12 protein-coding genes are annotated in these 13,366 nt (G+C 44.5%); 11 read left to right on the top strand and 1 reads right to left on the bottom strand.

Annotated elements, in window-relative coordinates; genetic code table 11:
- The first annotated feature begins 35 nt into the window (after nucleotides 1-35).
- From AB6F11_RS15140 to AB6F11_RS15095, 10 genes are all read left to right on the top strand, one after another.
- The gene (locus AB6F11_RS15140; RefSeq protein WP_104216325.1) at nucleotides 36-1,007 is read left to right on the top strand and encodes a choline ABC transporter substrate-binding protein; all 972 of its coding nucleotides are present in this window, start codon (nucleotides 36-38) and stop codon (nucleotides 1,005-1,007) included.
- A gap of 95 nt (nucleotides 1,008-1,102) precedes the next feature.
- Nucleotides 1,103-1,945 carry a choline ABC transporter permease subunit gene (choW, locus tag AB6F11_RS15135; protein ID WP_009845976.1) on the top strand — a complete coding sequence of 281 codons (843 nt, stop codon included), beginning with the start codon at nucleotides 1,103-1,105 and terminating at the stop codon, nucleotides 1,943-1,945.
- 2 nt (nucleotides 1,946-1,947) lie between these two features.
- Nucleotides 1,948-3,162 (top strand): choline ABC transporter ATP-binding protein, encoded by a 1,215-nt coding sequence (gene choV / locus AB6F11_RS15130; protein ID WP_104216326.1) that lies wholly within the window; start codon nucleotides 1,948-1,950, stop codon nucleotides 3,160-3,162.
- 362 nt (nucleotides 3,163-3,524) lie between these two features.
- Nucleotides 3,525-4,007: a MarR family winged helix-turn-helix transcriptional regulator gene (locus AB6F11_RS15125; protein WP_004732429.1), complete on the top strand. Its 483-nt coding sequence runs from the start codon at nucleotides 3,525-3,527 to the stop codon at nucleotides 4,005-4,007.
- A gap of 276 nt (nucleotides 4,008-4,283) precedes the next feature.
- Nucleotides 4,284-5,699 carry a coniferyl aldehyde dehydrogenase gene (locus tag AB6F11_RS15120; protein WP_104216327.1) on the top strand — a complete coding sequence of 472 codons (1,416 nt, stop codon included), beginning with the start codon at nucleotides 4,284-4,286 and terminating at the stop codon, nucleotides 5,697-5,699.
- 85 nt (nucleotides 5,700-5,784) lie between these two features.
- A complete protein-coding gene (locus AB6F11_RS15115; protein WP_004732424.1) occupies nucleotides 5,785-6,228 on the top strand; it encodes a hypothetical protein in 444 nt (147 codons plus the stop codon).
- Between the two features lie 241 nt (nucleotides 6,229-6,469).
- Nucleotides 6,470-7,675: an iron-containing alcohol dehydrogenase gene (locus AB6F11_RS15110; protein WP_102487543.1), complete on the top strand. Its 1,206-nt coding sequence runs from the start codon at nucleotides 6,470-6,472 to the stop codon at nucleotides 7,673-7,675.
- Nucleotides 7,676-7,869: 194 nt separating this feature from the next.
- Nucleotides 7,870-8,301 (top strand): tetratricopeptide repeat protein, encoded by a 432-nt coding sequence (locus AB6F11_RS15105; protein ID WP_048610280.1) that lies wholly within the window; start codon nucleotides 7,870-7,872, stop codon nucleotides 8,299-8,301.
- A gap of 124 nt (nucleotides 8,302-8,425) precedes the next feature.
- Complete coding sequence (locus tag AB6F11_RS15100; protein ID WP_104216328.1) at nucleotides 8,426-10,171, top strand: arylsulfatase; 1,746 nt, start codon at nucleotides 8,426-8,428, stop codon at nucleotides 10,169-10,171.
- A gap of 119 nt (nucleotides 10,172-10,290) precedes the next feature.
- The gene (locus AB6F11_RS15095) at nucleotides 10,291-11,538 is read left to right on the top strand and encodes an anaerobic sulfatase maturase (protein ID WP_104216329.1); all 1,248 of its coding nucleotides are present in this window, start codon (nucleotides 10,291-10,293) and stop codon (nucleotides 11,536-11,538) included.
- Between the two features lie 114 nt (nucleotides 11,539-11,652).
- Here AB6F11_RS15095 and AB6F11_RS15090 read toward each other — a convergent pair whose 3' ends face one another.
- Nucleotides 11,653-12,243: a TetR/AcrR family transcriptional regulator gene (locus tag AB6F11_RS15090; protein ID WP_102393808.1), complete on the bottom strand. Its 591-nt coding sequence runs from the start codon at nucleotides 12,241-12,243 to the stop codon at nucleotides 11,653-11,655.
- Nucleotides 12,244-12,563: 320 nt separating this feature from the next.
- Here AB6F11_RS15090 and AB6F11_RS15085 point away from each other — a divergent pair, with 320 nt between their 5' ends.
- Nucleotides 12,564-13,220, top strand: coding sequence for a QnrS family quinolone resistance pentapeptide repeat protein (locus AB6F11_RS15085; protein ID WP_102393809.1), 657 nt, complete (start codon nucleotides 12,564-12,566; stop codon nucleotides 13,218-13,220).
- Nucleotides 13,221-13,366 lie beyond the last annotated feature (146 nt).

Below are 13,366 nucleotides of genomic sequence, written 5' to 3'. Positions count from 1 at the left end.
TCGAGCAGAAAAAGGAAAGATAAAAAGGAACCATTATGACGACTCTAAATATTCAGAACATGACCACGAAAACGTTAACAGCACTAGCCATTAGTTCATTTGCATTTGGTGCTAACGCTTCTATTGAACCACAGCAATGTGAAAACGTTCGCTTCGCTGATGTAGGCTGGACTGACATTACCGCAACAACCGCCGTTACTTCTGAACTATTAAAAGGCCTTGGTTACAAAACCAAAACCGACCTACTTTCAGTACCGGTGACTTACTCTTCAATGGCGAACGGCGATATTGATGTATTCCTAGGTAACTGGATGCCAACCATGGAAGGCGATATTGCTAAGTACCGTGAAGCGGGCACGGTTGAAACCGTTCGTGCCAACCTTGAAGGCGCAAAATACACGCTAGCCGTACCAAAATACGTGTACGACTCTGGCGTAAAAAGCTTCGCAGACCTAGCAAAACATGCCGACAAATTTAAAGACCGCATCTACGGCATAGAGCCGGGTAACGACGGTAACCGCTTAATCCAATCAATGATTGATTCTGACGCGTTTGGCTTGAAAGATTTCAGCCTAGTGGAATCAAGTGAAGCGGGCATGGTATCGCAAGTATCTCGCGCTGCTCGTCGTAGCCAGTGGATCGTTTACCTTGGTTGGGCTCCGCACCCAATGAACAGCAATGTTGAAATGGAATACCTATCAGGTGGTGACGACTTCTTTGGCCCTAACTACGGTGGCGCGAATGTTTACACTAACGTTCGTTCAAACTACGTGTCTGAGTGTGCAAATGTCGGTCAACTTCTACAAAACCTAGAATTCACTCTAGAGATGGAAAACCAGTTGATGGAAGAGATTCTTAACCAAAAAGTGAAGCCAGAAAAAGCGGCTCAACAATGGTTGAACAAGAACCCTCAACAAGTGGAAGCTTGGTTAGACAATGTAAAAACGCATAAAGGTGAATCAGCGACTCAAGCCGTTACTGAATACCTAAAGCAAGTTAAAGCTTAGTTCTACCTATCTCACCAGCTACATAAATAATAAAGGTGGGCTTGCCAATTTATCGATTGGTTTGAAGTAGCCCACCCATAATAAAAGGCAATATTGTGAATTTTATTACGGAAAACAAAATCCCTGTTGGTCAATGGATGGAAGCGGGTGTTGATTGGCTAACAATCAATGCAGCAGGATTCTTTGACGCTATTTCGATTTTTCTAGAAACCGTCATTATGTTTTTAGTCGATGTATTTAAGTGGATGCCACCGGCTTTACCAATCGTGATGACCGCGGCGATTGCATGGTATTTACACCGTAAACCTTCGCTGGTGATCTTTGTGGTCGCGGCACTGCTGACTATTCTTAACCTCGGATACTGGCAAGAAATGCTGGAAACCTTTGTTCTCGTCTTTGCGGCGACAACGATTTCCGTATTAATTGGCGTACCGGTTGGCATCATGGCTGCTCACCGTCCTTGGCTCTATACAGTTTTGCGTCCAATCCTTGATTTGATGCAGACAGTCCCAACTTTCGTTTATCTGATTCCAACTCTGGTTCTATTCGGCTTGGGTATTGTTCCTGGCTTAATCTCGACCATTATTTTCGCGATAGCTGCACCGATTCGTTTAACCTACTTAGGCGTCACTAAAGTGCCGGAAGAGTTGATTGAAGCGGGTAAAGCGTTTGGTGCCAGCCGCATGAAATTGCTGATGAAGGTCGAATTACCGGCGGCTCTACCAAGCATCATGGCGGGTGTAACCCAATGTATTATGTTGTCGCTTTCGATGGTGGTTATCGCCGCTCTTGTCGGTGCTGACGGACTTGGTAAACCTGTTGTTCGTGCATTGAACACAGTGAACATCTCACAAGGTTTTGAAGCTGGATTAGCGATTGTATTAGTCGCAATCATCCTTGACCGCTTGTGCAAAACACCAAACCAGAAGGAAGCTTAATCATGTCTAACTCTCAGGAAAAAAAGACAATGGACGCGATTACCATTAAGAATCTCGATGTTGTGTTTGGTAATAAATCGAAACAAGCGCTTGAGCTACTCGACCAAGGTAAAACTCGCCAAGAGATCATTGATGAAACTGGTCAAGTTGTCGGCGTAGACAATGTGTCGCTGACCGTTGAAGAAGGCGAGATTTGTGTGCTGATGGGGTTGTCTGGTTCTGGTAAATCATCTTTGCTTCGCGCAGTTAACGGCCTGAATGAGATCAGCCGTGGCTCATTGGCGATCAAAGATGGAGACAAGCAGGTTGATTTAGGTGAACAGTGCGACGAAGCGACCTTGCGTCATCTTCGTACTCACCGCGTTTCTATGGTGTTCCAAAAATTTGCCCTAATGCCTTGGTTAAACGTGTTAGATAACGTGGCGTTTGGTCTAGAAATGCAAGGCGTAGCCAAAGATGTTCGTCGTGCTAAAGCGCGTGAACAACTTGAAATGGTGGGTTTGGCAGAGTGGGAAACCAAGTATCCGCATGAGCTTTCTGGCGGTATGCAGCAACGTGTTGGTCTAGCGCGTGCCTTTGCGATGGATACCGACATTCTTCTTATGGATGAACCGTTTTCAGCGCTTGATCCGCTCATTCGTGCACAGTTGCAAGATGAGCTAATTTTATTGCAAAACAAGCTTAACAAAACGATTTTGTTCGTGAGTCATGATTTAGACGAAGCGCTGAAGATTGGTAATAACATTGCGATCATGGAGTCAGGCAAACTGATTCAACACGGTAAGCCTGAAGAGATCGTACTGACGCCAAAAACCGAATACGTAAAAGACTTCGTTGCTCACACCAATCCATTGAATGTGCTTAAAGGTCGTTCTTTAATGCAGCCTCTTGATTCACTGACGCAAGAGAATGAAAGCTGGAAGATCTGCGATTCTAAAGATCTCTGGATTGAACAGAATGAAGGTGCTTTATCAGTAAAAGGTGAATCTGCTTTGGCGCTTGTTGAGTGGAGCGAGTCTGACGATCTAACTGCGATCAACGCGTCGAGTGTGGTAGTGACAAGCCCGGAGATTGGTATGCGTGATGCGATTAAGCTTAAACAGATCAGTAACCACCCAATTCTGTTGGTTGAAAACGATCAATTGGTTGGGATTTTGGATAACAGCGAGTTTTACAACGCACTAACGGGTAACTTTCAGATGAATACCGCTGCGTAAAATTTCGTTTTTCAGCTTAGCTATTGAGGCTGGTTTTTTATTGGGTGGAGAGGGTTAAGTCTCTCTACCTCTATGATTATTAAAATATATTATTCTTTGAGTTTGTATTCTCTGGTTCATTATTTTTGTCTTCATTGAAGCTTTCATTCCCCCTTCATTAAGCAAAAGTGCCGTACCACGCAAGTTTAGTGGTATAGAAAAGATTGAGAATAGTATGAACATCAGTACAATGCGGAAAAATCAATGAAGTAATTTATCAATTTACAGTGTAATTCGAGCGCGCGTGACGTAATCACTCGAGGCATTTCATCGCTTCGACGCTGTAAAACCATTCACAGTATATTAGTACAAAGGTCTGCATCTTGGACAAACATGACGAAATCCTGGTCGCTATTCGCCAAATTATTCGCGCTATCGATTTACACTCGAAGAAGCTGAGTAAAGAGTATGGTTTGACTGGCCCTCAATTAATCTTAATGAGAGCAATCCAAGAAATGGGTAATGTGACGATCAAAGAATTGTCTAATCAGACCAATGTAAGCCAAGCAACGACGACGACGATCATCGACCGTCTTGAGTTAAATGGCTATGTACAACGAGTACGCAGTTCATCGGACCGCCGTAAAGTACACGCGAACCTGACTGAAAAAGGTCAAGAGTTGCTAAACAATGCGCCACCGCCGCTGCAAGATAACTTCGTTAAAAAATTCCAAAACCTAGAGACGTGGGAGCAAAGCTTACTGCTTTCTTCGATGCAGCGTGTATCAGCAATGATGAACGCAGAAGACATCGACGCTGCTCCAGTGCTTCAGCTTGAAGGCATTGCAAACGTAGCCAAAAGCTAACGTTATTTTTAAATTATCTATTTAAAACAAAAATTTAAATAATTATTAAATGGTCGCATTAAGCGGCCATTTTTGATCTCACTATGTGAAATTTCTCGTTATACCGCCTATTCGCTACGTCCTTCTATTTTAAATCTCCCTGGGTTTTAACCCTACGTTGTAATCACCCTATTTATTTGTATTCAAAAATGCATTGACGATTCTCTGACAATAAAAGTATAGACCGACCGGTCTGTTTTGTATTATTGTGTGCTCATCTTAACCACGAGGTGATGTATGAAATACGAATTGACGCCAACACAAATGACCATGACGTTGAACAACATGCAGGGAGCTTTTGCACAGAACCCGATGCCAGCGGTATCGGTGAGAATTGAGCAGTTGCTTGCACTTAAATCTGCGCTAATCGATTACACAGATCGTTTGTGTGCAGCCGTGAGTGAGGACTATGGTCACCGCAGTCGACAAGACACTTTGATGGCTGACATATTGCCTTGTATCGGAAATATTGATCACAGCATTGAATGTTTGCCTCATTGGTCGACATCTTCAATTCGTCATTCCGGTCCATTACTTTCAACCTCTCGTGTGGAGGTGGTTTATCAACCCAAAGGCGTTGTCGGGATTATTGCTCCGTGGAATTTCCCGATCATGTTATCCGTCGGCCCGCTTATTTCTGCTCTGGCTGCTGGCAATCGCGCCATGATCAAGATGAGTGAATTTACCCCAGCGACGAACCAAGTATTAACAGCGCTATTGGCGGAAGTATTCCATGCCGATGAGGTGTGTTTGGTTGAAGGTGAGGTAGAAATCGCAGCCGCATTTTCGGCATTGCCGTTTGATCATCTTCTGTTTACAGGGTCAACCCAAGTGGGCCGCCAAGTGATGAAGTCAGCGGCTGACACGCTAACCCCAGTCACGTTAGAGCTGGGTGGAAAGTCGCCGGTTATCGTGGCAGAAGACATGCCGATCGATATTGCGGTAGAGCGAATCATTTATGGTAAAAGCCTAAACAACGGCCAAGTGTGTGTCGCTCCAGATTACGTGCTACTCCCTGAAGATAAGCTCGAAACCTTCATTCTGGAGTACAAAAAACAATACCAACAGCTGTTTGATGAAGGGATCTACTCTGAGAGTTTAACTTCGATCATTAACCCTCGCCAATGTGATCGTATTGCTGGTCTGTTGAATGAAGAACGACAAGCTGGAACGCGAACAGTGGCCTGCCATGACGAAGCGATGGACTTAGATTGCCAACGACTGGTGACACATCTGATTGTTGAACCAAGCCTGTCATCCAAGGTGATGAACGAAGAGATTTTCGGCCCACTATTACCCTTGATTACGTATCGCAATATCGAAGAGGCGTTCCAAGTCATCAATAGCAAACCAAGGCCGTTAGCGCTTTATCTAATGAGCTTTGATTTGAGCTTACAAGCTCAGGTTAAACATCAAGTTCATTCCGGAGGAATGTGTATCAATGACTGTGTTTTCCATTTAGCGGTTGATGACGCGCCGTTTGGTGGCATTGGTGAATCAGGGCAGGGAAATTATCACGGCAAAGAAGGTTTCCTTACTTTCTCCCATGCCAAAACCGTCTTGGAAACAGGCTTAGATCATCGAGTTAAGCATCTGTTTTCAAAAGAAGACAACGAATTAAAGACCGCAGTGATGAGCATGCTTGGCAAGTAAATCATTTCTGTCATTACCCAATTTATCTACAAGAAGTTATTTATAAGAAATTATTTTTACGACGTTATTTTAAGAGGTTATTTTTATGTTGGAACGATTTTTTGAACGAACGATGAAAGCGTATTTGATGGTTACAGGATTCTTAACCGCAACCGCTTTCTCTACTTTCCTTGCGCCTGATTGGAGTATGCAAACGCTGTTCTCGTACAACGATACGATGATGGTGAACAAAGAGTATCTTATGGGTACCTATCAACACTGGGGAGTCATGGTTGGCTGTATTGGTGTGTTGTTGATGTTCTCGGCGAAGTACAAATCGCTGCGTACTTCGACCATGATTTACAGTGCATTTGAGAAGTCGATGTTTGTGGGCATATTCTTATACAACGTGTGTATCAACGATTATGAGTGGTTTTATGGTTGGAGCGGTGTATTTGCGCTCGATGGATTTGTGACTGTCTACTCTTTAGTTTACCTGTATTACTACCTCACTAGAGACAAAAGCAAGGTGCCAGCTCATCTTCGTTAATAGTTAATAGTTAATAGTTAATAGTTAATAGTTAATAAGTTGCTGATGGTGAGTCAATGACACTTATTTAATGATCACTCACTAGCTTACTTATTACTACAGCCCGCATTTGCGGGCTTTTTTCGTTTTGGGGCAATGATCCATAAAGATCTTAATTGACATATCTTTGACATTAACACCCTAGACCGACCGGTTTGTATTGGTTATTGTTTAGTCATCAACTAGAAATGAGGTAAATATCATGACAACCAATAATTTTAACTTTCAACTTAAAACCATTGTTCATGCTCAAGAGAATGGCATTGAAAATATCCCTTCTCTTTTTGGTCGCTTAGGTGCGCAAAGAGTCGTGCTCTTTTCTGATAAAGGCTTGGAGTCTCTTGGCTTTGTTGAGCAGTTCTCGGCGTTGTTTGTAAACGAAAAGGTGAACCAGCCAGGCAATGAACAAGCGGTTCAGCTTGTTGGTGTGTACACCGATATCGCGCCAGACGCGACTTGCGACAACATCAACGCTGCCATTGAGTTTGCAAACAGCGTCAATGCTGATGCGATCTTGTCTGTTGGCGGCGGCAGCGTGATTGATGCTTCTAAAGGTGTGAAATACGCATTCCATAAGCAGATAGATGATATCCGTACGGTGATTGCGGGCGGCGGTCATATGGATGTGTGGCCAAACAATGAAGACATTCGAGTGCCACACATTGCGGTTCCGACAACGGCTGGCACGGGCGCAGAAGCCTCTCCGATTGCTGTTTTTTACAACGAACATGAAAACATTAAGGCAAGCCTAGTCGCATCGGGATTGGAAGCTGATATCGCGATTCTTGATCCAACCGTTACCACTAAGCTGCCTGCTCACCTTACTCGTTCTACCGCCATGGATGCACTAACACACGCTGTTGAAGCGATTGTCTCGCCAATGAGTAATGCATTCACCGACGCTTACGGCATTCAGGCTGCAAAACTGATTGTTGAAAACTTACCCTTGGCACTTAAAGAGCCAGAAAACCTAACCGCGCGCGGCAATCTTCTTCAAGCAAGTACCATGGCGATCTCTGCTTTCTATTCGTCTTTGGGCGGCATTCCGATTCACAACTGTGCTCACGCCTTTGGTGCGATTAGCCACATTCCACATGGTGATGCCAACACAGTACTGATGCCGGTTGTGATTGAAGCGCTGCCGGAATTCTATATGCCGAATGCGGCGAAGTTAGCTCAAGCTTTCTCGGTCGATACTACCGGAACCGATGAGATGGTTTACCAGAGAGTGTTGGATTTTTTAAACAACTTCCAAACCAGTGTCGGTGCGATGAAGCGTTTCAGCAGCTGGGACTTTGATGAGCAAGAGAAGAGCAACATTGCGGAAGCGATTGAAAAAGACATCTGCTTTCAGTTCTACCCAATCTCGAAACAGACGATTGAAACCATCATTGAGAAAGCGATTTAAGTCTTTGTCTTAATCGGCTGAATTTTATGACCATTTAGTTCAGTCCCTGATTCACTCACAACTATTACTCGAGAGCCAATTATGAAAATTGAAAACGTATTGCTATCAAGCTTGTGCATCATCGCGCCATTCCTACTTTTCACCTAACTCATTCAACAGGGACGTTGTGACCTTTATTCCCGAGGAGGAAATAAATGATCAATAAACGTTTAACTACCGTGATTCTGACTGGTGTTTTGGCTGCTCTGTTTTTTGCCAAAGCAAGCGTTGGAAGCGAAAGCTCTAAGAACGCAGCCACCATGGATCAATCGCAGCAGCATCAAGATGTCGTGCAATTGTTGGATGAGGCTTACCAAGGGCAATTGGATGCCCAGCTCTCTGTCGCTTACTTATATCTGAGCGGAGAGGGCGTAGAACAGAATGATGAAAAAGCCGCGGAGTGGTTCGTCACCGCAGCCAATAACGGTAGCCCTGAAGCTCAAACACAGCTTGGGTTGATGTATATCTCTGGAAGTGGCGTTCAAGCCAGCCAAGCGGAAGCTGTCACCTGGATAGGCATGGCAGCAGCTCAAGAGTATGACCCTGCGCTCGACTTATTACATTGGATGTCGCAAGCCGCGCATTAATTCAAATCCTAACTCAGGTTAATCACAGAACGGTTAACCACAGAAAAAGTTAATCACAGAAAAAGTTACTCGCAGAAAAGTTAATTACTGAAACAAGTTAATCACAGAAATTGGAGAACGTCTTATGCAGACATTCAAGAAATCTTTAGTGTTCACGGCAATGGCGGCGGCAAGCAGTGCTGCTCTTGCGGCTGAATCAGAAAAGCCGAATATTGTTGTTATTGTTGGCGATGATGTGGGCTTTGCCGATACACAGCCTTATGGTTCAGAAGCGGATACCCCAAACCTAATGGCGCTGGCTGAAGAGGGGGTTAAGTTTACTAACTTTCACGCGTCCCCAACCTCATCGGTAACGCGCTCTATGATGCTAACCGGAGCAAACAGCCACGAGGTTGGGCTAGGCACCTTTGACTATGCCGTCTATCCGGGCGCGATTGGTAAGCCGGGTTATGAAGGCTACCTCACCAAGAAAGGTGTCACGGTCGCCACGCTGCTTGAAGAGAGCGGCTATAACACTTACCTCTCTGGTAAATGGCATTTGGGACACGAGGATGGCTTCCTACCGGATGATCGAGGTTTTGGGGAGAGTTACGGTATTTTAGCGGGCGGTTCGAATCACTTTAACCGAGATATGATGTTCCCAGCCAAAAACGCAGCAACAGCGGATGCGTTGCAAAAAGGCGATATCCCCGGCGTTGAAGTTGAGCCAACTTACCGCAACGGTGAAGTGGTTGAGGATAAATACAAAGGCGAATACTCAGACCAAGTGTACACCAACGAGATCATCAAGATGATCGACAGCAAAAAAGACGACGGCAAGCCTTTCTTCGCTTACGTCCCATTCACCGGTATTCACCTGCCACTGCAAGCGCCTGAGTCGGCCTATCAAGATAAAGTCGATTATTACGTTGAACATGGTTGGGACTCGGTTCGAGAAGACCGTTTCGAACGTATGAAAGAGATGGGCGTGATTCCTAAAGAGGCTGATATCTCAGGACGTAATTCATTAAGCCGACCTTGGGACTCGCTCTCTGAAAAAGAACAAAAGTGGTACGGCAAGAAAATGGCTGTCGCGATGGGCATGATGGAAATGCAGGACCAACAAGTCGGCCAGATAGTCGATTACCTGAAAGAAATCGGCGAATACGACAATACCTACATTATGTATCTAGCTGATAACGGTCCAGAAGCGGCGGATATTACCGGTGAAAATATCAGTGATTTGATCCGAACGTGGACTGCTCATCATTTCGATAATTCGACTGAAAATTTGGGTAAGGCGAACTCCAGTGTGTCACTTGGCCCTGAGTGGGCAAGCGCTTCAACCGGTGGCCTATCTTGGTACAAAGCTTACACAGCAGAGGGCGGTCTCCGTGTGCCATTTATCGTTAAGCCAGCCAAAGCGCTTTTAGCCGGTGAAGATGCGTTGCAACCGGGAACTCAGACAGATGACTTATCCCAAGTGAAAGACATTGCAGCCACGATTCTTGAAATTGCAGAGGTAGAGCATCCAGGAACGGAATATCAAGGTCGAGAAGTCGCGCCGATGAGTGGTGTGAGCTTGTTGCCTTACTTCAAAGGGGAAACGGCAGAGGTGCACAGTGCCGATAATGCGATTCCATTTGAATTGTTTGGTAGCGGGATTTTGCTAAAAGGTGATCATAAGATCATTCGAATCTCTACGGGAATGGGTGGCGACAGTGAGTGGCACTTATACAACACCAAGAAAGACCCAGCCGAGCAACATGACTTGAGAAATCAAATGCCAGATCTGTTCCTTGAAATGGTCGCTGAATATCAAGAGTACGAAAAAGCGCAAAACATCGTCCCGGTTGACGAAGCGTGGAATCCGTTTGAAAACGTGAAATAGAGGAAATGAACCACTCGGCCAACCTAATGCCATTAAGCTTGGTTGGTCGATGAACACCGTGTAAAGGAATTACGAATTGTTTTGGCTAATACAATAACTTTTACATCGAGGCACTCTTCATGACGACATTATCGCTATCAAATTTGAGTTCAGTTCCGCAGTTCAATGGCAAAGCACACAGCAAACTTCAGGCGTTAGCAAAACCGATTGGGGCGGTGTGTAATATCAGTTGCACCTACTGTTATTATTTAGAAAAACAACAGCTGCTTGAATACCCAAAAGGCTCTCAATATACGATGGATGAAGTTCTGTTAGAGCGTTATATCAAGCAATATATAGAAGGGCAGAATACGCCTGAAATCATCTTTTCTTGGCATGGTGGAGAGCCTACCTTGTTGGGGATTGAGTACTTTCAAAAGGTCGTCGAGCTGCAGAAAAAATATTGTCCTAGCTACAGTAAGATCAGCAATGACCTTCAAACCAACGGCACGTTACTGAATGATGCGTGGTGTGATTTCTTCAAAAAGAATGACTTTATCATTGGTGTGAGCATTGATGGCCCAGAGCACTTACATAATCACTACCGAACTAACCGTGCAGGCAAAGGCACTTTTTCTCAAACAATGCGTGGCATTCGCTACTTGAAGCAACATAACGTCGAGTTCGCGACCCTAAGCTGCGTGAATGATGTGACAGGAAAATATCCATTAGAGGTCTATCGCTTTCTGCGTGATGAAGTGGGTTCGAAGCAATTGCAGTTTATTCCTGTGGTCGATAAGCGTGCTGCTCATACTAACAACAAATGGCTCACCAACCAGAAGGCGATCATTCCTGTTTCAGGCGATCTAGAGCCGTGGAGTGTTGAATCAGCACAATGGGGAGAGTTTCTCTCTACGATTTTTGATGAATGGTACCAACATGATTTTGGTCAGGTGCTCGTGCCTTATTTTGAAAACTTCTTTGGTGTGTGGATGGGGAAAGAAAGCACTATGTGTACATTGAGTGAGATTTGCGGAAAAGGGTTAGCGGTTGAGCCCAATGGCGATGTGTATTCATGTGACCATTATGTCTTTCCTGAATTTCAGCTGGGTAATATTCAGGAACAAGCACTTTCAACTTTAGCCTTCTCGCTAAAGCAGCAGCGTTTTGGGTTCGCCAAACAGAAGTCTCTGCCGAAACAATGCCAAGCCTGTGAGTTTAAATTTGCATGCCATGGCGAGTGCCCTAAAAACCGCATCATCAAAAGTCGAGATGGTGAGGCTGGGTTAAATTATCTCTGTGAAGGATGGCTGAGCTTCTTCAAGCATATCGACCCTGTTATTAAGGACTTATTCAAAGCCAATAATATCCCGTCTCGTCTGGGGTAACGGAGTAAGCGTGAATCGATTTAATCAATGTTTACAGTAAGGTAGAAGGCTCGCATAAATTATGCGAGCCTTTTGGTATTTGGTATTTGGTATTTGGTATTTGGTAACGGGTATCTAGTCAGCCGATTCTTGGGCTGGGTTCATGGCGAGAAGAGTCTCTTCCATGGCATTGTTTAGAATCGAACGGTTACGCTGCATGGCGGCCATGAGCGTTGAGCCTAGCCATAGACCATAAAGCATTCGAGACAGCGATTCTGGCTCTGCGATCGTGAAATCACCGGCCTCATTGCCTTCTTCAAACAGCTTCGCCATACGCAGGATGATCTTTTCTGCGCCTATTGCCATTGTGGACTGTAACGGGTTAGCCGACCCAGATACTTCTCCCGCCAGTTTTACGACAAGACATTGGATATTGAAGTCTTCAGTCAGTTTCGATGCACACCAAAACTCAAAATAGGCTTTTACGCGGTCACGACGAGAAAGCGACTCATCACTTAAAAAGTCGTCCAGCTTAGCGAGGTGATCATCAAAGTAGTTGGTAAGAAGGATCTCACCAAAGTGTTCTTTGGATTTGAAGTAATGGTAAAAAGAACCCTTCGTGCCTTCCGCTTGGTTGATGATTTTCATCAGGCCAACACCAGCAAACCCGTGTTCATTAATAAGGCTAAACCCTGCATCGAGCATAGCTTGTCGCATGTCTTTCATTGTTCTTACTCTTTATGCTGAGAATGAGGAATAGTGTAACGAGCAACATACCAACCGTCCAGTCTAGCGCGTTAGGACGCGGTCAATAATTGATTCGTTCCGTCAAAGTAACATTTTCTCTTATTGGCACTTCTAAGCGACAAAACTTTTTTCAAGATAAGCACATCCTATAAATCGAAAATAACAACCTTAAAGGGCTTGTTTGGTGCCTTAAAATGGCTAAATCAGGGGGTTTTAAGTTACTGTTTTTGTTGGTTTTTAATTTGGTGTTTTCTTGAGATCGCAATGGTAGTCTTAGCTTAATTTCTTTAGGGGGCTAAATGGACACCAATAACAGCACTTATCATCACCACAATTTTGCTCAGCAAGACTTATCAGAGCTTACATTTACAGCCTGTACGTTTATCCGTTGTGATTTCAGACGTTCGAACTTACGTGATGCAACGTTTATTAACTGTAAGTTTATCGAACAAGGCGATATTGAGGGATGTCACTTCGATGTTGCAGATTTGCGTGATGCAAGTTTTCAGAACTGTCAGTTGGCGATGGCGAATTTTAGTAATACGAATTGCTATGGTATTGAGTTACGTGATTGTGACCTGAAAGGGGCGAACTTTACTCGTGCGAATTTTGCCAATCAGGTAAGCAATAGAATGTATTTTTGCTCTGCATATATTACGGGCTGTAATCTGTCATACGCCAATTTTGAACAAGCTTGTTTAGAGAAGTGTGAGCTGTTTGAGAACCGTTGGATAGGCACTTACCTTGGCGGTGCGTCACTGAAAGAGTCTGATCTCAGCCGAGGTGTGTTCTCGGAAGATGTATGGGGGCAATTCAGTATGCAAGGTGCTAATTTATGCCATGCTGAATTAGAAGGGTTAGATCCTCGCAAGGTAGACACATCGGGAATTAAAATCGTTGCTTGGCAGCAAGAGCAACTGCTTGAAACCATGGGTATTGTGGTCATGCCCGATTGATAGCTGTAATTTCCAACGGCAGGCTATTTGGAATATGTAAGATTTCGCTATAGAAGAAAAGCCCAAAGCTAATAACTTTGGGCTTTTCCGTATTGTGCGCCGAGCATGGCGTTGATCTAGGAGGTGAAAGTCCTCTACGGGCTCAG

The sequence above is a fragment of the Vibrio sp. 10N.247.311.14 genome, from assembly GCF_041467715.1.
GTDB classification, from domain to species: domain Bacteria; phylum Pseudomonadota; class Gammaproteobacteria; order Enterobacterales; family Vibrionaceae; genus Vibrio; species Vibrio crassostreae_C.
This window is presented reverse-complemented; position numbering and strand designations above follow the sequence as displayed.